This is a genomic window from Salinispora oceanensis, from assembly GCF_000383575.1.
In the GTDB taxonomy this organism is placed as follows: domain Bacteria; phylum Actinomycetota; class Actinomycetes; order Mycobacteriales; family Micromonosporaceae; genus Micromonospora; species Micromonospora oceanensis.
The window spans coordinates 975,809-996,446 of record NZ_KB911579.1 but is presented as its reverse complement, the minus strand read 5'-3'; the positions used below and the strand labels follow the sequence as shown (position 1 = coordinate 996,446).

Genomic DNA, 20,638 nt, shown 5'->3' with positions numbered 1-20,638 from the left:
ATGACCAGGGCACGTATGCCCCGTCCACACGAGGTTGCAGCTGCACGACGTGACACGCGCCTGTTGCGGGCCCTGCACGAGCGTCAGCGAGACGACGCATGGCGTACCAGGGGTCTCTGTCAAAGCGTTGACCCGGAAACTTTCTTTCCGGCACCCAACGAGCCGGCGGACGCCGCTGTGGCGCTCTGTCACACCTGCGACGTGCAGGGGGCCTGTCTCGCCTGGGCGCTGGAGGTCGGTGACTGCTACGGCGTTTGGGGTGGCACCACCCCGCGCGAGCGCCGGGCCATGCTGGTCGCCTGGCGCGGCGAGGTTCAGCCAGCACTAACCGATGCTGGCCGGCCGCTGGTCCGGGGCCGGCGGCTGGCCCCGGTGCCGCTCGGCCGTTGACGGCCGGCGTGGCGGCGTGATCTGCACATCGGCGTGACGGTCAGAATGGTGGCGTGACGCCGACCGAGGAGATCATCACTCCGCACGGGCCGGCCGGGGTGGAACTCGACCGGCCCGTCGGTCCGCCGGCCGCTCTGTTGGTGCTCGGTCACGGAGCGGGCGGCGGGGTCGATGCGCCGGACCTGCTCGCGCTCCGGGAGGCTGCGTTGACCGCTGGTCTGGTTGTCGCCCGCGTGACCCAGCCCTACCGGCTCGCGGGCCGCCGCGCACCCGCGCCCGCGCGGCAACTCGACGTGGCCTGGACGGAGGTGTTGTCCGTGCTTCGGGCGCGGTGTCCCGGAGTTCCGCTGGTGGCGGGCGGCCGTTCCAGCGGCGCCCGGGTGGCCTGCCGCACCGCCGACGCGGTTGGGGCCGCCGGCGTGGTGGCCCTGGCGTTTCCGCTGCATCCACCGGGCCGGCCGGAGCGGTCTCGCGCCGCCGAGCTGCCGGCCAGCGTGCCGACGTTGGTGGTGAACGGTGACCGGGACCCGTTCGGGGTGCCGGTGGCCGCGGTGCCGACGGTGCGAGTCGTCGTCCGGCCGGGGGAGCGGCATGAGCTGCGCAAGGATCCGGCGGGCGCGGCGGCGGTCGTCCTCGACTGGCTGCGCGCCGGCGGCTGGACCCGCCCTCTGGATCGGCCGTTGCGTGGGGCGGGATCGTCCGACCGCGCCGAGGGGGCGTGACCGCGGTGGAAGACTTTCGTTGCTTTGGATGGTGCCGCCTGCCCCAGCCCGGCGGCGGCGCCGGTCCTCCCGGGCCCTTCCTGGTCCCAGCTCCGCCCCCGCCGAGGTTGGGCCGGGACCAGGATAGGGGCCGATGGCTGGAATTCCCGCCCCGCCGACCTGCGTTACACCCCGCGGACGACTTTTCCGACGAGGGGGGTGGCCGGTGCCGGTCGAGACGCAGGCCCGGGAGCTGGACGATCGGGAAACGCGGCGGCGGCACCGCGTGCTGGAGGGGCCGAACTGGCCAGCGGTGGCGCCGGCGGACCGGGTTTCGGTCGGGCACCTGGGTGGAAGTGAATCTGTCGGCGGGGTGTTACACGTATCCTCGGCGAGGAAACATCCGACCCGAGGGGATGCGCGGTTGACCACCGAGAAGACGGACGAGCGCAGGGCCCGCTTCGAGCGCGACGCGATGCCCTTCGTTGACCAGCTCTACGCTGCTGGCCTACGGATGACCCGCAACCCGGCAGACGCCGAGGATCTGGTCCAGGAGACGTACCTGAAGGCGTATGCAGCCTTTCACCAGTTCGAGCAGGGAACCAACCTGAAGGCCTGGCTGTACCGAATCCTGACCAATACCTACATCAACTCCTACCGCCGGCGGCAGCGGCAGCCAATTCAGGCGCCGACCGACGAGATCACCGACTGGCAACTCGCCGAGGCCGAGTCGCACACCTCCAGCGGGCTGCGCTCCGCTGAGACGGAGGCGTTGGACCGGCTGCCGGACAGCGACATCAAGCAGGCGCTCCAACAGCTACCCGAGGAGTTCCGGCTGGCTGTCTACCTCACTGACGTCGAGGGCTTCTCCTACAAGGAGGTAGCCGAGATCATGGGTACGCCGATCGGCACCGTGATGTCACGCCTGCACCGCGGTCGTCGTAATTTGCGCAAGCTGCTGGAGCAGTACGCGGCCGAGCGGGGCTTCAGCTCTGCGTCGTCGGCCAAGGGCTCGACCGGCCGGGGGGTATGACGTGAGTTGTGGAGAGCCGCACGAGACGGATTGCCGCGAGGTGTTGGCGGAGGTCTACCTGTATCTGGACCTGGAGTGCGCCGAGGAGCGGCGGAAACTGATCCGGCACCACCTCGACGAGTGTGGTCCGTGCCTGCGCGAATACGGCATCGAGCAGGAGGTCCAGGCGCTCGTGGCCCGCTGCTGCGGTAACGAGACCGCGCCTGACCAGCTTCGCGAGCGGCTTCGCAGCAAGCTCGCCGAACTCGTGGTCTTCGGCAGCAGTGAGTCGCGTGAGTTGGCTGACTGACCGGGGTGACACCGCGGTGGCCCGGACCGATTCGGTCCGGGCCACCGTCGTTTCCGCGGGCCGAGCCGGCTGGGCCAGGTCGCGGCGGCGGCTCAGGAGTTGGGGCGCTTGCCGTGGTTGGCCGCGCCCTTCTTACGGGCCTTCTTCTTCCGGGCCCTCTTGGCCATGGTGACCTCCTCGTTGGTGGGCGCCCCGGCGGTGTGATCGCCGCGGCGGGGAAACGGACCTGTCCGACCCTAGTGCCGTTGCCATCGGCGGACGGGCCCGGCCCGCGTCGTCGCCCGGCGAGGCCCCGCCCCGCTTCTCGAAGCGTGCTCGGGTGGTACTGGTGCCTGCCAGGCTGGATGTCTGGTCTTGGCGTGGCTGCCCCGCCCCGACCCGGCTCATGATTGGATACGTCGGCAGGACAGTCGCGAGAGAAAGGGCTGTGGAGATGGCCGAGGAGATCCGCGCCGAGATGGTGGCGAACGTCTGGAAGGTCGTCGCGTCGGCCGGGGACACCGTGTCCGAGGGGGACACATTGGTGATCTTGGAGTCGATGAAGATGGAGATCCCGGTCGTCAGCGAGTCCGACGGCGTCGTGCAGGAGCTGGCGGTCAACGAGGGGGACGTGGTGCAGGACGGCGACCTGATCGCGGTGATCGGTTGAGTGTCCTGGTCCGCCCCGTCAAGCCGGCTGACCATGCCGCGGTCGCCCGGCTGACGGTCGCCGCCTACGAGGCGGACGGGCAGCTCAAGGGGGAGCACGGCTACGCGGCTGTGCTCGCCGATGTCCCGGCTCGGGTGGAGCACGGTGAGGTGCTGGTCGCCGTGGACGCCGGCACCGACGCCGTGCTCGGTTCGGTCCTCTTCGTCCTGCCCGGTACCCGTTACGCCGAGCTCTCCGGAGCCGGCGAGGCGGAGTTCCGGATGCTCGCCGTGGACCCGGCAGTGCAGGGGCGGGGAGTTGGCGCGGCTCTGGTGGAGGCGTGCGTGGCGCGGGCGACCGAGTTGGGCTGCTCCGCCCTGGTGATCTGTATTCGGGATGGCCTCGCCGCCTCGGCGCAGCGGCTCTATCAGCGGCGGGGTTTCGCTCGGGCGCCGGAGCTGGACTGGTCGCCGGTTGCCGGTGTACTCCTGCGTGGACTGCGGCTTCCGCTTCCCGCCTGAGTTGGGGGCTGGGTCAGCGGGGGGCGTCGGTCGGGGGTGGGCCGATGGCGACGATCAGTTCGTCGGCCACCTTCAGGGCGACCTCCCTGCGCTCCTGGTCGGTCAGACCGGGCGCTCGTACCCCGAACCAACTGCTGTGGACGGAGAAGAGCGCGAGGGTGGCCCGGAGTTGGGCCTCGGGGGAGGAGTCGTCGCCACAGAGCAGGTTGGCCAGCTGGAACATCCGCTCCCGTATCCGCTGGCCGGCGGCGAGACTCCGTAACGCTGTCTGGTTCTGCTCGAAGAAGCGCATCACTGACGAGTGTTGCCCGGCGCACATCGTGTCCGCGTACCGGCTGATAACGCCCCGCCGGGTGGTCAGGGTGGCGGGTTGGGCCTCGGCCCAGGCGACGAGGTCGTCCAGCTGATCGAGGCGGTCCTCGACGAAGCTGTTGACGATTTCGTCCTTGCTCTTGAAGTGGTAGTAGAGCGCCGCCTTCGTCACGTCGAGCCGTTCGGCGATCTCCCGGAGCGAGGTCTTCTCGTAGCCCTGCTCGGTGAAGAGCTCCAGGGCGACGGTCTTGATCCGTTCCCGTGTACTGCCGGTGCTCTCCCGCACTCTCATCACCTGACCCGCTTGACTGTCGTCGGCACCCCAACTTACCGTACGGCTAGTAAGCTGGCTAGCCGGTCGGCAAGTAAGCTCATCACCCCCGAGGGGAACAACGTATGACCCAGGCAACCCAGGCGGCCCCGGCACCACCGCGACCGAATATCCGGATCGTGCTCTTCAGCCTGATGATCGCCATGATGCTGGCGATGTTGGACAACATGATCGTCAGCACCGCACTGCCGAGGATCGTGGGTGAGTTCGGCGGGCTGAACCACTTCACCTGGGTTGTGACCGCCTATGTTCTCGGGACCACCGTCTCCACTCCGATCTGGGGCAAGCTCGGTGATCTCTTCGGCCGGAAGCCGATCTTCCTGACCTCAGTGGTGATCTTCCTGGTCGGATCCGCGCTCTGCGGCATGGCGGGCTCCGACCTGCTCGGCGGTCCGGACGACGGGATGGTGGAGCTGATCGCCTTCCGCGCGGTGCAGGGCCTCGGCGCGGGCGGCCTGATGGTCGGTGTGTTGGCGATCATCGGTGATCTGGTGCCGCCCCGAGAGCGGGGCCGCTATCAAGGGATGATTGCCGGGATCATGGCGATCGCCCTGGTGGCTGGCCCGTTGGTCGGTGGCTTCATCACTGACCATCTCTCCTGGCGCTGGGCCTTCTACGTCAACCTGCCCCTCGGCGGGGTCGCGCTGGTGCTGCTCGTCGCCACCCTGCGGCTGCCCCGGCATCGCACCGAGCACCGGATCGACTGGCTCGGTGCCGCACTGCTCGCGGTCGGCATCACCGCGATTGTGCTGATCACCACGTGGGGCGGCAACGAGTACGCCTGGCGTTCGCCGCAGATCGTTGGCCTGATCGTCCTCGCGGTGGCTTCGCTCGCCGTGTTCGGGGTCGTCGAGCGGCGGGCGGTTGAGCCGGTCCTGCCGCTTTCCCTCTTCGCCAACCGAAACTTCGCGCTGATCTCGGTGATTGGCTTCCTGCTCGGCTTCGCGATGTACGGGGCGATGAGTTTTCTGCCGCTCTACCAGCAGACGGTGCAGGGCGCCACCGCCACCGAGTCCGGGCTGCTTCTGCTGCCGTTGATGTTCGGCATGCTGGTGGTCTCGTTGGTGGTGGGGCGGACGATCACCAGGACCGGCCGGTACCGGGTCTTCCCGATTGTCGGCGGTGTGGTGATGAGTGTTGGCATGGTCCTGCTGACGCGGCTTGACGCGCAGACCGAAGTGGCGGAGTCCTCGCTCTACCTACTCGTGCTCGGCGTCGGCATGGGCTTCCTGATGCAGACGACGATGCTGATTGCGCAGAACAGCGTTGATCAGCGTGATCTGGGCGCGGCCAGCGGCGCGGCGACCTTCTTCCGTTCGATCGGTGGTTCGTTCGGCATCTCGCTCTTCGGGGCCGTCTTCGCCAGCCGGCTGGCCAGCTCCCCTGGTGGCGGGATGTTCGGCGGTGGTGAGGCCGGAGCGGCGATGGACCTCGCGAAACTTCGGGAGCTACCAGAGGCGGTCCGGGAGCTGGTCCTCGGTGGTCTCGCCGACGCGGTCTCGCACGTGTTCGTGTGGGCCCTGTTGTTCACCCTCGTAGTACCGGTGCTCGCCTGGCTGATCAGGGAGATTCCGCTGCGGACCGAGAACATCCCGGTGCCGGCCGGCGAGGCGGAGCGCCGACGCCCGGAGCCCCACCGCTGACCCAGCGTCGGCCGGCGAGGTCAGGGGCGGCGAAAGGTTGTCGTGATGCGTCGCCAGAGGCGGCGAAGCGGGTTTGGCGGCGCCGGAGCCGGCGGCCGACCCCCGGCCACCGCCTCGGCCAGCGCTCGGGACTCCGGGGCCAGGTCCGGGGTGGCCAGTGCCAGCTGCGCCAAAGATCGGGCGATCGGGACCGGACGGGCTCGCGCCACCTCGACCGCATCGGCGAGTCGTTCGGCGACCACCCCGGCGACCTCGGGGCGAACCGCCGGGTCAACCCAGGCGACGGTGACCAGGGCGAAGAGTGCGGCCTCGGTAGCCCAGTCCTCAACGCCCCAGGCCAGGTCCAGCAGCACGGCCCGGCGGGTGGAGGTCGGCCACGGCTCGTCGGTGCGGTGGTGCAGCAGCCCGAGGCAGGCCCACACCTGAACACTGCGGACCCAGAGGGACGGGTTTTGCTCGTTGAGGACCCGACCCAGCGCGGTCGGTGGGGTCGCCGGCGGATGGGCCAGCAGACCGAGTAGGTCGGTCAGGTCCAGGGTGGCCAGGGCCACGGCGGCGTCGTACGCCGCCGGCGGGTGGGGCCACGCCGGATGCACGAACTGCCGGAGGTGCTCCGCCGCCAGTGGCGAGGGGGCTTCTACGGCGGGCGTGCCGTCGTGCCGCCACAGGTGCCAGGTCACCGCGCGTCGGGGTTCCCGCGGGTCCGGGCCGGGCCCCGGCGCAAGCTGGACGCGCAGCCCGGGCACGGACCGGGTGAGGGTGTGCAGGGCACTCGGTGGCACCGGCGACCCCAACCGGACGGTGGCTCCCAGCTGACGGCCGGCATGGTTGGCCAGGAGCGCGTCAACAGCGGGGCCGGCGGCCGGAGTGATCTGCCCGAGCCAGGGTTGGCCGGAGCAGGACTCGGCGAGGTCGGTGTGCTCGTGGGAATCCTCGGGGTGCTCCCGGGCGAAGTCCGCCAGTGCGATCAGGTGGGCGACATCGCCGTCGCGCTGGAAGCGCAGCCGCTGGGCGGTGTGCACCGCACAGTCAAACGTCGGGTCCCGGGCGAGCGCCCGGTTGATCCAGTCAAGCGCCTCGTCCAGCCGTCCGTGGTCGGCGAGGGTGCCGGCGATGTCGGCGTAGACGGCCAGGTCGTCCGGGTCGTGCGCGACGGCACGCTCCAGCGCCGCGAGGGCCTCTCGGATTCGCCCCGCGCTTCGATAGGCGTACCCGAGCCACACCTCGCCGATCTTGGATGGCTCGGCGCGTAACCCCTGAGCGGCCCACTGGACGGCGAGCGCCACCTCGCCGAGCCGCCGGGCCAATGCGGAGGCGGCTCCGAACAGCAGCGCGTGTCCGTGGTGCGCGGTCACCGCGTTGCGCGCCAGCGTGAGGTAGGGAGTGAGGGCGGCCCGGCCAGTTCGGGGCGTCGGATCGGCGGTCGCGGCGCAAACCTGCATGAGAATCTGAGCGGTACGCTCCGGACCGAGGCGTTCGGCCAGGTCGGGCGCGGTAACCCAGGGCACCTCCGCCCATGGCTCGGCAGGCGCGTAGCCAGTGGCCGCGACGAGCAGGTCCAACCCTTCGGCGGGCCGGCCGACAGCGGCGAGTAGGTGGGCCCGGGCGACCACGGTTCCGACGAAGACGTTCTGGTGCAGGGGAAAGAGGTCGAGTCCGTCGCCGGCGACGGCGGCGAGCCGGGAGAGTAACTCGTGTGCCTCGGGAAGGGTCGGTGCCTGTGCCAGCGCCCCCGCGATATGGGCGGCGGCGTGCGCCAGGTCGCCCTCGGTGAGCGCTAGCCGGGCCAGGGTCAGTTCCTCCGCGGCCGGCAGGTCTCGCTTGTCCGGGGACACGTTCTTCTCCCGCCGTGGTGATTGCGCTCCGGTCGGTCAGCGTAGGTGATAGTGAGGATTTTTAGCGATGGTCTAGCGCTGCTGCTCGTTATGTTGCGCTTGGGCGCTGAAAAGTGCAAGACTGAACATAAACGCGCGGGAATCGCGCACCAGGAGGAGTTTCTGTGACGCGTCCAGGGGCCGGCATGGCCGCCGACATTGACGAGCAGCCGGCGGCATACGCCCGCCTGCTCTCCGCTGAGCATGCCGGGCCGATCGCTCGGGTCGCCGCCGCCATCGCCGAGCACCGCCCGCGGCACGTGGTGTTCACCGCCCGCGGCACCTCAGACCACGCCGCGCTCTACGGCACCTACCTCACCGAGATCCGGTTGGGTCTGCCCGCCGGGCTCGCCTCGCCCAGCTCAGTAACCGCGTACGGGGCCCGGCCAGACCTCTCCGCCGCGCTCGTGGTCGGGGTGAGCCAGAGCGGCGGCTCCCCGGACCTCACCGAGGTGCTGCGGGCCGCCCGGAACTCCGGCGCGCTCACCCTCGCAGTCACCAACGCGCCGGACTCGCCACTCGCCGAGGCGGCGGAGCTGAGCGTGGACATCGCCGCCGGGCACGAACGGGCGGTGGCCGCCACCAAGACCTACACGGCCGAGCTGCTCGCCCTGCTCATGTTGGTGGAGGGCATTCGGGCCGGCGACGGCGCGCTGCCGGCCACTGAGCGCAGCGCCCTCGACACGCTGCCCGAACTCGCCGCACGTACCCTCGCCGACCCGACGCCCGCCCAGCTCGCCCCCCGGTACCGGTTCGCCGCGCAGCTGGTCACGACCGGCCGGGGATACGCGTACCCGACCGCGCGGGAGGCCGCGCTGAAGCTGATGGAAACCTCGTACCTACCGACGCTCGCCTTCTCCGGTGCCGATCTGCTGCACGGTCCGCTCGCCATGACCGATCCGGACGTGCCGGTGCTCGCGGTGGTCGGTTCCGGCCCCGGCGGCCAGGCGATGGGGGAGGTGCTGCCACGGCTCGGCGAGCGCCGCGCCGATGTGGTGGTGGTCGGCTCGGCGGAGGTGCCCACCACAACGCGAATCGCCGTTCCCGAGGTTGACGAGCGGTACGCGCCGCTGCTGGACATCCTGCCGCTGCAGCGGCTGGCCCTGGCGCTCGCATTGGCCCGAGGCGAGAACCCGGACGCGCCCCGGGGTCTGAAGAAGGTCACCGCGACGATGTGAGCTCCGGCGTGGCAGGCTGGGCGGCGTGTCCACGCTGCGCGACCTCGCCGACGAGCACACCCAGCTACGTCCCGCTGACATCGATCATCTGCACCGGATCGCGGGCGACTGGCAGTTGCTCTCTGACATGTCCTTTGCCGACCTGCTGCTCTGGGTACCGGTGGGCGAGGACGGGACGTTTCTCTGCGTGGCCCAGGTTCGACCGACCACCGCGCCCACCGCGTACCAGCATGACCAGGTAGGCCGAATCACCGGTGGGCCGGAAGTGGACCACCTGGAGGTCGCCTACCGGCGAGGCCGGATCTGGCGGGAGGGCGATCCGGTCTGGTACGGGGACGTACCCGCGCGGCACGAGGCGATCCCGGTGCGGCTGCGGGCCGCCGACGGTGAGCAGGCCGAGGTGATCGCCGTGGTCGGCCGGGACACCAACCTGTCGACCGCTCGGACCCCCAGCCAGCTGGAGCTGAACTATCTGACCACGGCGGACGACCTGGCGCAGATGCTCGCCGACGGCACCTTCCCGCCGCCCCGGCACCCGGGGGAGACCACCTCCGCTCCCCGGGTCGGCGATGGCCTGGTCCGGCTGGATGCGGGCGGCAGGGTGACGTATTCGAGCCCGAACGCGCAGTCGGCGTACCGACGGGTCGGCTACGCCTCGGACCTGGTGGGGGAGGATCTCGCGGCGCTACACCGGCGCCTCGCCGATGACCCGCTCGAGGGGACCGACGCGGCCAACGCGGCGCTCGCCGCACTTCGGGGCGAGGCACCGCCCCGACGTGAGATCAACGCGCGTGGGGCGACGATGCTGACCCGGGCGCTACCGCTGATCCCGGCCGGAGTGCCGATCGGCGCGCTGGTGCTGGTCCGCGATGTCACCGAGGTCCGGCGCCGGGACCGGGCGTTGATGACCAAGGACGCCACCATTCGGGAGATCCATCACCGGGTGAAGAACAACCTCCAGACGGTCGCCGCCCTGCTGCGGCTGCAGGCCCGCCGGGTAGCCATGCCGGAGGCGCGGATCGCGCTGGAGGAGTCGGTCCGCCGGGTCGCCTCGATCGCGTTGGTACACGAGACGCTCTCCATGTCCAACGATGAGGTGGTCGAGTTCGACGGGATCGTGGACCGGGTGGCGAGCGCGGCGACCGAGGTGGCGGCGACCGAGTCGACCGTCCGGATGCGCCGTCAGGGCAGCTTCGGCGTGCTCACCGCCGAGCTCGCCACATCGCTGGTGATGGTCCTCAATGAGCTTCTGCTGAACGCCGTCGAGCACGGGTTCCCCGCCGATGACGAGGTTGGTGAGCACTTAGGAACCGTGGGCTTCTCCCCCGAGGTGGTGGTCTCGGCGCATCGGTTTCGCAAGATCCTGCACGTGTCGGTCGCCGACAACGGTGGTGGACTACCGCCGGGCTTCGACGCCGAGCGCGGCGGTAGCCTCGGCCTGCAGATCGTCCGTGCGCTGGTCACCGGGGAGCTGTGTGGCACGATCGAGCTGCGGACGAGCGCCAGCGGCGGCACCGAGGCGCTGCTCGTCCTTCCCCTCAACCGGCTGTGACCATCCGAGGGGCGGCGCCGGCTACCGGCGGACCAGGGCGACGGTCAGTCCAGGGGGATGCCAGACCTGCTCGACCATCCGCCCGTCGCGTAGCGCCGTTCCCTTCGGGCCGGGTACGGCGGCCAGCGGGTCGTGGTGCCGACCGGCCAGCACCAGCCAGATCCGATCCGTGTCAGCCAGGCACGGGGCCGGGCGGGCGCACTCGGCGGCCCACAGGTCGCCCCGGCGGGCCGGGCTGGCGGTGAGCAGCACGTCCCGGGGGCGGTGGTCGCCCAGGTGATAAGCCAGGCCCAGGTCGAGGAAGAGCCAGCCCTCCCGGGGCGAGTAGACGACCGCGTCGGTGGGGCGCTGCCCGTCCGCCACGATCTGGGCCGCACCGGCGTAGTCGACCAGCGCCGAACGGGGCCACTCGTGGGTCCGCCGTAGCGCCGCCTGGGCCGGCAGGCCAAGCGCCCCGGCCAGGGCCACGACGGTCAGCGCCGGTAGAAACGGCACCCGGGCCAGGGCGACCCCGGCCAGCAGGCAGCCGAACGGCACCACGAAGACCAGGTATCGGGGTACCCAGAGGGGGACAACCGCGCCGACAGCGAAGACCAGCAGCACCGGCAGGAGCACGGCGGCCCCGGGCAGTAGCGCCGATCGTCCCAGTGTCGCGGCACCGAGCGCGGCGAGCCCGACCACCAGACCCCCGACCACCCCGCTCTGCGTCACCCCGCCGGCCAACGCGGCGAGATCGGCGGGGCGGGCCGGGTCCACCCAGTCGAGTTGGCGGGCGTGCTGGCCGTGGGCGACCCAGAGCAGCGGACCGACCAACAGCACCACCGGGACGAGCGCCAGCAGCCAGGACCCGACGAGGCGTCGGTCGGGGTGCCGCCGCTGGGCGGCGAGCACCACCACCACGTGGGCCGCGAGCAGGGTGAGGGCGACCAGGTGGGTGAGGCCCAGCGCGGCCAGCGCGGCGGCGTAGCCGGCCCAGCGGAGCCGAGATCCGGCCCGCCGGCCCGCCGGCACCGGAGCCAGGGCAACGACCAGCAACAGCGTCGCCAGGACAGCGAGGGCGGTAGCCAGCGCGTACGGGCGGGCCTCCTGCCCGTACCGGGAGGTGCTGGGAAGAACCGCGAAGAGGAGGCCGGCGAGTAGTCCGGCGGACCGACCGTACAGCCGTGCACCGAGGAGGGCGGTCAGGGCCGCGGTGGTGGTCATGGCGAGCACGGCCGGCAGCCGCAGGGCGGCGACCGAATCGCCCGCTCCGGCCACCCAAAGGTGCATCAGCAGGTAGTACGGCCCAGTGGCGGCGTCGATCGTGCCGGCGAGCCGGACCAGGTCGCCGAGCGGGCGGGTGGCGGCGCTCCACGTCGCCAACTCATCTCGCCAGAGCTGCGCCCCGGCCACGTCGGTGAGGGTGACCGCGAGCGTCAGCAGCGCCGGCGGCAGCCACACCGGCGGCTGCGGCACGGTTCGCGTGCCCATGCCGCTGAGCCTCGCACAGCGCCGGGCCCCCGGGGGGCCGGACCGGAACACCGCCGACCGTGATGTGGGATGCCGCACGCGAACCTTGGCTGCTTCGCTGACGCCGTGGCAGCATTACGTCATGGCTGCCGCCGTTGTGCGCTACTTCGTGGCCCGTCGCCACGTCGATTTTGGCCGCGTGCGCAGCGCGATCTGTCCGGCCCACTGACGACGCCCGACCCAGCTGTCTCGGGCGCTCTGCGCCGGCTACTCCGCCCCAGCCCAGCCCGTCGTGCCGGGGCCGGCCACCGCGCTCGGCGCAGCGGCCACGAGGCACCGCAGACAATGGAGGACGCCACGATGGTGCTGCGCAACCCGGCCCGGCCCGAGGACCCGATACCCCAATCGGCCCGGGCCCCCCGCCGCCCCCGCGGGGAGGGCCAGTGGGCCCTCGGCCACCACGAGCCGCTCAACGCCAACGAGCGGATCAAGAAAGACGACGACCCACTCAACGTCCGGGCCCGGATCGAGAACATCTACGCCCACCAGGGCTTCGCCTCGATCGATCCACAGGACCTGCGGGGTCGGTTCCGTTGGTGGGGGCTGTACACGCAACGCAAGGCCGGCATCGACGGTGGGCGTACCGCGGTGCTGGAGCCGCACGAGCTTGAGGACGAGTTCTTCATGCTCCGGGTGCGGGTCGACGGCGGGCAGCTCTCCGTGGCCCAGCTTCGGGTGGTGGCCGAGATCTCCCGCGAGTTCGCCCGGGACACCGCCGACCTCACCGACCGGCAGAACATCCAGTACCACTGGATCCGGGTCGAGGACATGCCGGAGATCTGGCGTCGACTGGAGTCGGTCGGCCTGCAGACCACGGAGGCCTGCGGGGACTGCCCCCGGATCGTGCTCGGTAGCCCGGTCGCTGGCGTGGCCCGCGACGAGGTGGTCGATCCGACGCCGGCGATCGACGAGATCGTCCGTCGCTACGTCGGCGACAAGCAGTACGCCAACCTGCCCCGCAAGTTCAAGTCCTCGATCTCCTGGCTGGTGGATACGCCGTACGAGACGAACGACATCGCCTTCCTCGGGGCGGTGCACCCCGACCACGGACCCGGCTTCGACCTCTGGGTCGGTGGCGGCCTCTCGACGAACCCGATGCTCGCCCAGCGGCTGGGAGTGTGGGTGCCGCTGCACGAGGTGCCGGACGTCTGGGCGGGGGTGGCGGGCATCTTCCGCGACTACGGGTATCGGCGGCTGCGCCACCGCGCCCGGCTGAAGTTCCTGGTCGCCGACTGGGGGGTGGCGAAGTTCCGGGAGGTGCTGGAGCAGGAGTATCTGGGCCGCGCTCTGCGGGACGGACCGTCGGCCGAGCTGCCGGCACAGCAGATTGACCACATCGGGGTGCACGAGCAGCGCGACGGGCGCAACTACGTCGGGGCCGCCGCGACGGTCGGCCGGGTCTCGGGTAGCCAACTCACCCGGCTCGCCGACGTGATCGAGGCGCACGGCAGCGAACGCGTTCGGCTGACTCCGTACCAGAAGCTGTTGGTGTTGGACGTGCCGCCGGACCGGACGGAGTCCCTGGTCGAGGCGCTGGGTGAGATTGGCTTGTCGGCTCGGCCATCGGCGTGGCGGCGGGGCGCCATGGCCTGCACCGGCCTCGAGTTCTGCAAGCTAGCCATCGTCGAGACCAAGGCGCGGGGCGCGGAGTTGGTGGCACGGCTGGAGGAGCGGCTGCGGGACTTCGACGCCGACATCACCATCCACCTCAACGGCTGCCCGAACGCGTGCGCCCGTACCCAGGTTGCTGACATCGGTCTCCGGGGTCAGCTGATGGTCGGCGCGGACGGCCGCCAGGTGGAGGGCTTCCAGGTGCATCTCGGCGGTGGTCTGGGCATGGCGCAGGGCCGAGCCGCGGGGTTCGGTCGCAAGCCGCGGGGCCTGAAGGTCACGGCGGCGGAGCTCCCGGAGTACGTGGAACAGCTGGCCCGGCGCTACCTGGCTGGTCGCGCCGACGGGGAAACGTTCGCCAGCTGGGTGATCCGGGCCGACGAGGGGGAGCTGCGATGAGTGACACCCGTTCCGTCCCGCTGTACTGCCCGTACTGCGGGGAGGAAAATCTGCGGCCGAGCGAGGCGGGGCACGGCAGTTGGGATTGCCACGCCTGTGCCCGGGTTTTCACCGTCCGGCTGCATGGGCTGTTGGCGAAGGCGGTGCTCCGGTGAGCGGTCTGCTCTGGGCGGCCGGCCTCGGCCTGGTCGGGGCCGGTGAACCGGCCGCTGCGGAAGCGAACCGGCAGGAGCTGCGGAGGCTGGCCGAGGCGGCCGGCCGGGAGTTGGCGGGCGCACCCGCGCTGGCGGTGGCGCGGTGGGCGGTCGAGACGTTCGGGGACCGGTTCTGCGTCACCAGTTCGATGGCCGACGCGGTGCTCGTACACCTCTTCTCCCGGGTCGCACCCGGCGTTGATGTGGTCTTCCTGGACACCGGGCTGCACTTCCCGGAGACGCTCAGGGTTCGGGATCAGGTCGCCCGCACGATGCCGGTGAACGTCCGTTCGATCCGACCCCGGCTGACGGTCGGCCAGCAGGACGGCGAGTACGGGCCGCGGCTGTTCCACCGCTCCCCGGATGACTGTTGCCAGCTGCGCAAGGTGGAGTCGCTGGAGCGGGCCCTGGTGGGGTACGACGCGTGGGCCGCGGGGCTGCGCCGGGACGAGTCGCCATCTCGGGCGAACACTCCGGTGGTGACCTTCGACGCGCGTCGGGGCAAGGTGAAGGTCAACCCGATCGCGGCATGGACGCAGGACGATGTCGAGAGCTACATCTCCCGCTGGGATGTGCCGGTCAACGAGTTGTTCGACCAGGCCTACAGCTCGGTCGGCTGCTGGCCCTGTACTCGGCGGACGAAGGCTGGGGAGGATCCGCGGGCCGGCCGGTGGGCGATGTTCGAGAAGGCCGAGTGCGGCCTGCACGGCTGAGCGAGACCGGGGGACCCGGGGACCCGGTGCTCCTGGTCGCGCACGGCAGTCGAGACCCGCGGGCCGCCGCGGCGACGCGGGCGCTGGCTGCGGCGGTGTCCGCCGCTCGGCCTGGCCGGCGGGTGGTGCCGAGCTGGCTGGATCACACCCGTCCCGGTCCCACGGAGGCGTTGCGGGAGTTGGCTGGCGCGGGTTTCCCCCGGGTGGTGCTGGTGCCGCTGCTGCTAACCGCCGCGTACCACCGGCGGGTGGACATCCCGGCGGCCGTTGCGGCGGTCCGCCAGACGGTTCCCGAGCTGGCGGTACGGGTGACCGACGTGCTCGGTCCCGCCGTCCGGGGGGTCGATCCGGCGTTGTTGGCCGGGCTGCGCCGCCGTCTGGCCGAGGCAGAGCCGGAGGGCTACGACGGGCTGGTGCTGGCCGCTGCGGGCACCCGGGACCCGGTCGCGCGCGCCTCGGTGGGGCGGGTGGCGGCATCGCTGCGGGCGACCCTGGCCGTTCCGACCCTGGTCTCCTACGCCTCAGCTGCCCCGCCCGCTGCTGGCACGGCGGTCACCCGCCTGCGAGTACGGGGCGCGCGGCGGGTGGCTGTGGCCGCGTACTTCCTGGCGCCCGGGCTGTTCCACGACGCAGTGACCGTGTCGGCCCGGCAGGCCGGTGCGGTGGCGGTGGCGGCGCCGCTCTCGGACGCTCCCGAGCTGGTTGACCTTGTCCTCCGCCGGGTCGACGCGGCCTTTGGCTAGACCCGTTGTGGTGTCGTCTCGGTGGTGGCAGGGTGTCGGGTTGACCCTGGCCGGGCAGCGGAACGCCCCGGTGGTTGGGCCGACCGGGGCGTTCCGCTTTTCGGCTGGTGGTCAGGCGGTGTGAGCGCGCAGCACCCGGAGACCGCCGCGCCGCTTGACGGCGCGCCGCTCCTCCTCGCTCATCCCGCCCCAGACGCCTGCGTCTTGGCCGGACTCGAGGGCCCACTGCAGGCACTGGTCCGTCACCGGGCAGCGCCGGCAGACGGCTTTGGCCTGCTCCACCTGCAGGAGGGCCGGACCGGACGTCCCGATCGGGAAGAACAGCTCGGGGTCCTCGTCGCGGCAGACAGCATGGTGACGCCAGTCCATGGCGGCAACACTCCTCATTCTGGATGGGTGGCAGATGGCTTGCTATATGCATCCGCAGCGCCGGCCGTAACGGTTCGCGTCCGGCTTGCTGGCAGTGCGTGAGCAGGCTGTTGGCTCCGTCGACCTGCTGGAATCGCTCATTCTGCTGAGCGCGTCCAGGCAATGTCCCGGAAACTCAAGTCGCTTGTGAATACTTTCACGAACTCTCGCGATGTCAAGGGTGACGCTCGGAAAACTCCGCGCGGTGAGCAAGCCCACAACCTGTCTGTCCTGATTTGCCCGGGTCTCCGGATACTCGGAGTACCACAGTCGGGGATCAATATAGTGCGGCGGCGCTGGTTTCGCTGACATTTCCGTCACTCACCCCACCGTGGCGCCAATCGTTGTCGGACGGGCCGGCTCAACCGAGGGGTGCCCGAGAGCTAGCAGATTACTCGTACCGCCGCGGGCGCGGCGGTGAATTCGACTTTCTCGCGCTCGCCCAGGTACTCACCGTCGAGCTGGAATGCCTGTGGGTGGCGGGCGATCAAGGTGAACTCGGCCTCGTCGTGGAGGCGGAGTACCTGTTTGCCGTGCGGACCCGGTGTTTGGCCGAAGAATTGAGTGATCGTCCGTGTTGTGCTGGTCACCCGGAGCTGCCGTAGTGCGAACGCGTCCAAGCCGAGGTCGAATGATGCCCCTGGATTCGGGTTCACCTCCCGGTCGCCGAGGTACGTCCAGGGTGCGGTGTTCTGGACGATCACTGTGGCGAGCTGTTCCTCGGTGGGCTGGCCCGGTCGCTGGAGGGCGATGGCGGGGTGTCGACGGTCCGAGGCGAGGAAGTACTGGGCGAGGGTTGATCGGAAGTACAGGCTGGGCGTGGAGACCTGTCCGCGCCGGCGGGACCGTTCCACCCGGTGGATCACCGCGGCATCCACTCCGAAGCCGGCGCAGAAGGTGAAGTACCGCTCATCCGCCCGACCCAGGCCGATGGTGCGATGCCGGTTCAGCCGCAGCCCTTCCAAGATCATGCTGGTGCTGTCCGGCCACTCCCGGGGTAGGCCGAGAGCGCGCGCGAAGACGTTCGTCGAACCGCCCGGCACGGTAGCCAGGGCGGGCAGCTGCTCGGCCGGCGTTCCCCCGGTCGGCCCCGTCGTCGGTAGCGCGGACATCAGGCCGTTAACGACCTCGTTTACCGTGCCGTCGCCACCGAGCGTCACGACCAGGTCAACGCCCTCCTCGGCCGCCTGGCGGGCCAAGGTGGTGGCGTGCCCCCGGCTTCGGGTGTAGCGCACCGACAGGTCGACTTCACTGCGCAGCGCCCGGACCAGGACATCCCGGCTGCGTTCGCTGGTGGTGGTGGCCTTGGGGTTGACCACCAGGACGGCCCGCATGGGCGGCACTGTACCGCGTGGCAACACCGGTATCGTGGTCGCGTGACGATCGCCTCCAACCAGATACCCGGTCCGCTCCGGTGGGCCGTCCTGACGCTGCGTGGTGAGGCGGTCGCTGTTGGTCTGATCGCTGGCTGGCTGCTCTGGGCCAACCTCGTGGCGCCCACCGTCGACCTGACGTCGGCGCTGCTGCTGACAGCGTTCGCCGCGGGTGTGGCGGCCGTGCTCTGGGCGCTGGGCGGGGCGCTCGCCCGGTGTCGGGCGGGTGCCCGAGCTCCGTCGATCGTGCTTCAGCTGATGCTGTTGCCGATGGGATGGTTCATGATCGAGGGCGGGATCGGGTGGCTGGGCGGGCCGCTGATGGCGCTTGGCCTCGGCGTCACCGCCCTGTTGCTCAGTACGCCGACGACCCGTGCCCTCGGCTTCGAGTGAGGGCGTTGGCCCTCTTCGGTCCGGACCGGTGGGGCGCGATTGGTTCGACCTAGCCGGCGACGCGACGGGTAAGCAGGGAGATGGTTGCGCGGTCGTTCTCAGCGGTAGCGGCGGCCGAGGTGGTCAACGCGGTGAGTACCTTCCAGGCAAAGGAGGACTCGCCCGGCAGTCGCGCACCGCGGGAGGTTGGCACCGTGACCTCAACGGCGAGTGCATCGTCGGTCACGGAGAACCGGCACTCCAGCTCGGCGTGCTGGGGGGCGATCGAAAGCAGCATGGCGCATGCCTCGTCAACCGCGATGCGGAGATCTTCGATCTCGTCAAGGGCGAACTGTAGGCGGGCCGCGAGCCCGGCCGTGGCTGTGCGGAGCACACTCAGATAGCCACCGTCTGCGGGCACGGTCAGGTGCACCACGTCGTCGCTGGCGGGTTGGCTGGTCGTCGGAGTCACGCGTCATCCCCCCGGGCGCCCGCTACCCGGATCGGGGGTGGCGGCCCGTCAAGGAACTCTACCCGGTGCCCCCGACTCAGCTACCACGGCGACGGCCGGCGCCGCCACGGACGCGCCGGCCGTCGCCGTTGACGTTTCGCCTACGCCTTCTTGGTCTCCCAGAAGATCTTCGAGATCTCGTCGATCTTCTGCAGCAACTCGTCGGCCTTCGCCGGGTCGGTCGCGCCCTTGGCGCCGGCCGCGCCGGCCAGCTTGGTGGCCTCGTTGAAGAGCTGGTGCAGGTGCGGGTACTTCTCGAAGTGGGCCGGCTTGAAGTAGTCGGTCCACAGCACCCACAGGTGGTGCTTCACCAGCTCGGCCCGCTGCTCCTTGATCAGGATGGCCCGGGTGCGGAACTCCGGGTCGGTGTTGGCCTGGTACTTCTCGCAGATCATTTTCACCGACTCGGCCTCGATCCGGGCCTGTGCCGGGTCGTAGACGCCGCAGGGCAGGTCGCAGTGGGCGCTGGCGGTCACTCGGGGGGTGAGGATGCGTGGAAGTCGCATCAGGAGCCTCCTGGGAAGTTTGCGATGATCGAGCACGACATTACTTGGACGCCGTACCCGGTGGAGGTGAACGGCATGCCCCCGCCCCCGCCGTGCCCGGCGCCGGGCGCCCGCTGGTCGCTCTCCGCCGTCCTGGTGACGGGTCCCTCGATGGCGCCGACCCTGCGGCACGGCGACGCGGTACTGGTGCGCCGGGGGGACCGCGGAATCCGGGCCGGTGACGTGGTGGTCGCGATCTTTCGGAGCCGCCCCGACCTGCTGGTGGTCAAGCGAGCGGTCGGTCCGACCCCGGAGGGCTGGTGGATCGTGGGCGACAACCCGTTGGTCACTGACGACTCACGGGCGTACGGTGGGGCGGACATCTGGGGGCGGGTGGTGGCGCGCTACTGGCCGCGGCCTCGGCTGCTGCGCCGCCGTGGAGTATGACCCTACTCACATCCGGGCGGCGTGCGCCGCACTATGCTCGGCAGGTGTCCCGGGTGACCCCCATACCTCGCGCCGCCGGTCAGCGCCCACCTCGCGCCCGGACCGGCCGGTCCAGCTGTATCGACAGATCCTGGAGTCACCAATGTCATCGTCCACTGTGGACCCTGCGGACCCGGTCTTCCGACTGCATCGGGGCGGCAAGCTTGCCGTCGCCTCGACCGTCCCGCTGACCAGCCGGGAAGACCTCTCCCTCGCGTACACCCCCGGGGTGGCCCGGGTCTGTGCGGCCATCGCCGCCGACTCCGGGCTCGCTGATGACTACACCTGGACCGGGCACACCGTCGCGGTCGTCACCGACGGCTCCGCCGTGCTGGGGCTCGGCAACATCGGCCCACACGCCGCGTTGCCGGTCATGGAGGGCAAGGCCGTGCTCTTCAAGCAGTTCGGCGGGGTGGACGCGGTGCCGATCTGTCTGAACACGCAAGACGTGGACGAGATCGTGGCGGCGGTACGGGCCCTCGCCCCCTCCTTCGGCGGCATCAACCTGGAGGACATCAGCGCGCCGCGCTGCTTCGAGGTCGAGCGGCGCCTCGACGAGGCACTGGACATCCCAGTCTTCCACGATGACCAGCACGGCACCGCGATCGTCGTGCTCGCTGCGCTACGCAATGCGGCGGCGTTGCTCACCCGGAAACTCGGCGACCTTCGGGTGGTGATCAGTGGCGCGGGCGCCGCCGGAGTGGCGGTGACCAAGATGCTCGTCGCCGGCGGAGTAAACCCGGAACAGGTGGTGGTCTGTGACTCCCGGGGCATCATCGGGCCGCACCGTGAAGGTCTCACCAGTGCCAAGGCCGAGCTGGCAGAGCTGACCAACGGTGACGGCCGGCGGGGTGACGTGGCCGAGGCGCTGCGCGGCGCCGATGTGCTGATCGGGGTCTCTGGTGGCCAGATCCCCGAGGCGGCGGTGGCCGGCATGGCTCCGAACGGGATCGTCTTCGCGCTGGCCAACCCCACCCCCGAGGTGCAGCCGGAGGTGGCCGCCCGGCACGTCGCGGTGGTCGCCACCGGCCGAAGCGACCACCCCAACCAGATCAACAACGTGCTCGCCTTCCCCGGTGTCTTCCGCGGAGCGCTGGACGCCCGGGCCACCCGGGTCACCGATGGCATGAAGGTGGCCGCGGCGGACGCGATTGCCGGGGTGGTGGCCGACTCGCTCACACCCGAGGCGATCGTTCCGTCACCGCTCGACCCGCGGGTCGCCCCCGCGGTGGCCGCGGCGGTCGCCGAGGCCGCGCGGCGCGACGGCGTAACCCGGTAGGCGCGGCGGCGGGTCCGCGCGGCGCGACGGCCGGGTCCAGGCGGCGGGGTCCGCGCGGCGTGCCGGTGCAACCGACGTGTCGCCGCGCACACGCCAACGGGCC

General features: G+C 70.8%; 24 protein-coding genes. 16 read left to right on the top strand and 8 right to left on the bottom strand.

Annotated features, from left to right (window positions below; genetic code table 11):
* The 4 genes from SALPAC4_RS0104405 (at position 1) to rsrA (ending at position 2,413) form a co-directional block, all read left to right on the top strand.
* The gene (locus SALPAC4_RS0104405) at positions 1–390 is read left to right on the top strand and encodes a WhiB family transcriptional regulator (RefSeq protein WP_027644414.1); all 390 of its coding nucleotides are present in this window, start codon (positions 1–3) and stop codon (positions 388–390) included.
* A 53-nt stretch (positions 391–443) separates the two neighbouring features.
* The gene (locus SALPAC4_RS0104400) at positions 444–1,112 is read left to right on the top strand and encodes an alpha/beta hydrolase family protein (RefSeq protein ID WP_019869319.1); all 669 of its coding nucleotides are present in this window, start codon (positions 444–446) and stop codon (positions 1,110–1,112) included.
* A gap of 205 nt (positions 1,113–1,317) precedes the next feature.
* Positions 1,318–2,124 carry a sigma-70 family RNA polymerase sigma factor gene (locus SALPAC4_RS0104395; protein WP_019869318.1) on the top strand — a complete coding sequence of 269 codons (807 nt, stop codon included), beginning with the start codon at positions 1,318–1,320 and terminating at the stop codon, positions 2,122–2,124.
* A gap of 1 nt (position 2,125) precedes the next feature.
* Positions 2,126–2,413: a mycothiol system anti-sigma-R factor gene (gene rsrA / locus SALPAC4_RS0104390; protein ID WP_025616801.1), complete on the top strand. Its 288-nt coding sequence runs from the start codon at positions 2,126–2,128 to the stop codon at positions 2,411–2,413.
* A 92-nt stretch (positions 2,414–2,505) separates the two neighbouring features.
* On the opposite strand, the gene SALPAC4_RS29085 is transcribed toward rsrA, so the two are convergent.
* Entirely contained in the window at positions 2,506–2,580 is a 75-nt protein-coding gene (locus SALPAC4_RS29085) for a 50S ribosomal protein bL37 (RefSeq protein WP_372492465.1), read from the bottom strand.
* Positions 2,581–2,840: 260 nt separating this feature from the next.
* Between SALPAC4_RS29085 and SALPAC4_RS0104380 the strand changes: the two genes are divergently transcribed.
* Positions 2,841–3,062: a biotin/lipoyl-binding carrier protein gene (locus SALPAC4_RS0104380; RefSeq protein ID WP_018216856.1), complete on the top strand. Its 222-nt coding sequence runs from the start codon at positions 2,841–2,843 to the stop codon at positions 3,060–3,062.
* Complete coding sequence (locus SALPAC4_RS0104375) at positions 3,059–3,562, top strand: GNAT family N-acetyltransferase (protein WP_019869316.1); 504 nt, start codon at positions 3,059–3,061, stop codon at positions 3,560–3,562. The genes SALPAC4_RS0104380 and SALPAC4_RS0104375 overlap by 4 nt, the downstream gene beginning before the upstream one ends.
* 13 nt (positions 3,563–3,575) lie before the next feature.
* Here the strand turns inward: SALPAC4_RS0104375 and SALPAC4_RS0104370 are convergent, their stop codons facing one another.
* The gene (locus SALPAC4_RS0104370; protein ID WP_019869315.1) at positions 3,576–4,160 is read right to left on the bottom strand and encodes a TetR/AcrR family transcriptional regulator; all 585 of its coding nucleotides are present in this window, start codon (positions 4,158–4,160) and stop codon (positions 3,576–3,578) included.
* Between the two features lie 110 nt (positions 4,161–4,270).
* Here SALPAC4_RS0104370 and SALPAC4_RS0104365 point away from each other — a divergent pair, with 110 nt between their 5' ends.
* Positions 4,271–5,848: an MDR family MFS transporter gene (locus tag SALPAC4_RS0104365; RefSeq protein WP_019869314.1), complete on the top strand. Its 1,578-nt coding sequence runs from the start codon at positions 4,271–4,273 to the stop codon at positions 5,846–5,848.
* 20 nt (positions 5,849–5,868) lie between these two features.
* On the opposite strand, the gene SALPAC4_RS0104360 is transcribed toward SALPAC4_RS0104365, so the two are convergent.
* On the bottom strand, positions 5,869–7,683 hold the full coding sequence (locus tag SALPAC4_RS0104360; RefSeq protein ID WP_019869313.1) for a tetratricopeptide repeat protein: 1,815 nt from the start codon (positions 7,681–7,683) through the stop codon (positions 5,869–5,871).
* A gap of 185 nt (positions 7,684–7,868) precedes the next feature.
* Here SALPAC4_RS0104360 and SALPAC4_RS0104355 point away from each other — a divergent pair, with 185 nt between their 5' ends.
* Entirely contained in the window at positions 7,869–8,900 is a 1,032-nt protein-coding gene (locus SALPAC4_RS0104355; protein ID WP_019869312.1) for an SIS domain-containing protein, read from the top strand.
* A gap of 25 nt (positions 8,901–8,925) precedes the next feature.
* A complete protein-coding gene (locus SALPAC4_RS0104350; protein ID WP_019869311.1) occupies positions 8,926–10,452 on the top strand; it encodes a sensor histidine kinase in 1,527 nt (508 codons plus the stop codon).
* A gap of 21 nt (positions 10,453–10,473) precedes the next feature.
* Here the strand turns inward: SALPAC4_RS0104350 and SALPAC4_RS0104345 are convergent, their stop codons facing one another.
* Positions 10,474–11,922 carry a glycosyltransferase family 39 protein gene (locus SALPAC4_RS0104345; protein WP_019869310.1) on the bottom strand — a complete coding sequence of 483 codons (1,449 nt, stop codon included), beginning with the start codon at positions 11,920–11,922 and terminating at the stop codon, positions 10,474–10,476.
* A gap of 324 nt (positions 11,923–12,246) precedes the next feature.
* On the opposite strand from SALPAC4_RS0104345, the gene SALPAC4_RS0104340 reads away from it, so the two are divergent.
* Genes SALPAC4_RS0104340 through SALPAC4_RS0104325 form a run of 4 tightly spaced genes read left to right on the top strand, consistent with a single transcriptional unit; the run spans position 12,247 to position 15,621 of the window.
* Complete coding sequence (locus SALPAC4_RS0104340) at positions 12,247–13,971, top strand: nitrite/sulfite reductase (RefSeq protein ID WP_019869309.1); 1,725 nt, start codon at positions 12,247–12,249, stop codon at positions 13,969–13,971.
* The gene (locus SALPAC4_RS27690) at positions 13,968–14,126 is read left to right on the top strand and encodes a hypothetical protein (RefSeq protein WP_019869308.1); all 159 of its coding nucleotides are present in this window, start codon (positions 13,968–13,970) and stop codon (positions 14,124–14,126) included. The genes SALPAC4_RS0104340 and SALPAC4_RS27690 overlap by 4 nt, the downstream gene beginning before the upstream one ends.
* Positions 14,123–14,878 carry a phosphoadenylyl-sulfate reductase gene (locus SALPAC4_RS0104330; RefSeq protein WP_019869307.1) on the top strand — a complete coding sequence of 252 codons (756 nt, stop codon included), beginning with the start codon at positions 14,123–14,125 and terminating at the stop codon, positions 14,876–14,878. Before SALPAC4_RS27690 ends, SALPAC4_RS0104330 begins: the two co-directional genes overlap by 4 nt.
* Entirely contained in the window at positions 14,860–15,621 is a 762-nt protein-coding gene (locus SALPAC4_RS0104325) for a sirohydrochlorin chelatase (protein ID WP_019869306.1), read from the top strand. Before SALPAC4_RS0104330 ends, SALPAC4_RS0104325 begins: the two co-directional genes overlap by 19 nt.
* Positions 15,622–15,732: 111 nt before the next feature.
* Here SALPAC4_RS0104325 and SALPAC4_RS0104320 read toward each other — a convergent pair whose 3' ends face one another.
* Both SALPAC4_RS0104320 and SALPAC4_RS0104315 read right to left on the bottom strand, forming a co-directional pair.
* Positions 15,733–15,990, bottom strand: coding sequence for a WhiB family transcriptional regulator (locus SALPAC4_RS0104320; protein WP_025616811.1), 258 nt, complete (start codon positions 15,988–15,990; stop codon positions 15,733–15,735).
* Positions 15,991–16,412: 422 nt separating this feature from the next.
* On the bottom strand, positions 16,413–17,363 hold the full coding sequence (locus SALPAC4_RS0104315; protein ID WP_019869305.1) for a diacylglycerol/lipid kinase family protein: 951 nt from the start codon (positions 17,361–17,363) through the stop codon (positions 16,413–16,415).
* 42 nt (positions 17,364–17,405) lie between these two features.
* On the opposite strand from SALPAC4_RS0104315, the gene SALPAC4_RS0104310 reads away from it, so the two are divergent.
* Positions 17,406–17,795, top strand: coding sequence for a hypothetical protein (locus tag SALPAC4_RS0104310; protein WP_019869304.1), 390 nt, complete (start codon positions 17,406–17,408; stop codon positions 17,793–17,795).
* A 49-nt stretch (positions 17,796–17,844) separates the two neighbouring features.
* Here the strand turns inward: SALPAC4_RS0104310 and SALPAC4_RS0104305 are convergent, their stop codons facing one another.
* Together SALPAC4_RS0104305 and sodN are read right to left on the bottom strand one after the other, a co-directional pair.
* Positions 17,845–18,246, bottom strand: a complete 402-nt coding sequence (locus tag SALPAC4_RS0104305; RefSeq protein WP_019869303.1) for an ATP-binding protein — start codon at positions 18,244–18,246, stop codon at positions 17,845–17,847.
* A 140-nt stretch (positions 18,247–18,386) separates the two neighbouring features.
* Complete coding sequence (gene sodN, locus SALPAC4_RS0104300) at positions 18,387–18,791, bottom strand: superoxide dismutase, Ni (protein ID WP_018216841.1); 405 nt, start codon at positions 18,789–18,791, stop codon at positions 18,387–18,389.
* Positions 18,792–18,815: 24 nt separating this feature from the next.
* On the opposite strand from sodN, the gene SALPAC4_RS0104295 reads away from it, so the two are divergent.
* Together SALPAC4_RS0104295 and SALPAC4_RS0104290 are read left to right on the top strand one after the other, a co-directional pair.
* Complete coding sequence (locus SALPAC4_RS0104295; RefSeq protein ID WP_033664855.1) at positions 18,816–19,217, top strand: S24 family peptidase; 402 nt, start codon at positions 18,816–18,818, stop codon at positions 19,215–19,217.
* Between the two features lie 142 nt (positions 19,218–19,359).
* Entirely contained in the window at positions 19,360–20,535 is a 1,176-nt protein-coding gene (locus SALPAC4_RS0104290) for an NAD(P)-dependent malic enzyme (RefSeq protein WP_027644415.1), read from the top strand.
* Positions 20,536–20,638 lie beyond the last annotated feature (103 nt).

Bases quoted from the DNA above. Each gene is read 5' to 3' on its own strand.
- sodN (WP_018216841.1), bottom strand. From the start codon at position 18,791: ATGCGACTTCCACGCATCCTCACCCCCCGAGTGACCGCCAGCGCCCAC.
- SALPAC4_RS0104315 (WP_019869305.1), bottom strand. From the start codon at position 17,363: ATGCGGGCCGTCCTGGTGGTCAACCCCAAGGCCACCACCACCAGCGAA.
- SALPAC4_RS0104365 (WP_019869314.1), top strand. From the start codon at position 4,271: ATGACCCAGGCAACCCAGGCGGCCCCGGCACCACCGCGACCGAATATC.
- SALPAC4_RS0104290 (WP_027644415.1), top strand. From the start codon at position 19,360: ATGTCATCGTCCACTGTGGACCCTGCGGACCCGGTCTTCCGACTGCAT.
- SALPAC4_RS27690 (WP_019869308.1), top strand. From the start codon at position 13,968: ATGAGTGACACCCGTTCCGTCCCGCTGTACTGCCCGTACTGCGGGGAG.
- SALPAC4_RS0104405 (WP_027644414.1), top strand. From the start codon at position 1: ATGACCAGGGCACGTATGCCCCGTCCACACGAGGTTGCAGCTGCACGA.
- SALPAC4_RS0104345 (WP_019869310.1), bottom strand. From the start codon at position 11,922: ATGGGCACGCGAACCGTGCCGCAGCCGCCGGTGTGGCTGCCGCCGGCG.
- SALPAC4_RS0104340 (WP_019869309.1), top strand. From the start codon at position 12,247: ATGGAGGACGCCACGATGGTGCTGCGCAACCCGGCCCGGCCCGAGGAC.
- SALPAC4_RS0104295 (WP_033664855.1), top strand. From the start codon at position 18,816: ATGATCGAGCACGACATTACTTGGACGCCGTACCCGGTGGAGGTGAAC.
- SALPAC4_RS0104355 (WP_019869312.1), top strand. From the start codon at position 7,869: ATGGCCGCCGACATTGACGAGCAGCCGGCGGCATACGCCCGCCTGCTC.
- SALPAC4_RS0104320 (WP_025616811.1), bottom strand. From the start codon at position 15,990: ATGGACTGGCGTCACCATGCTGTCTGCCGCGACGAGGACCCCGAGCTG.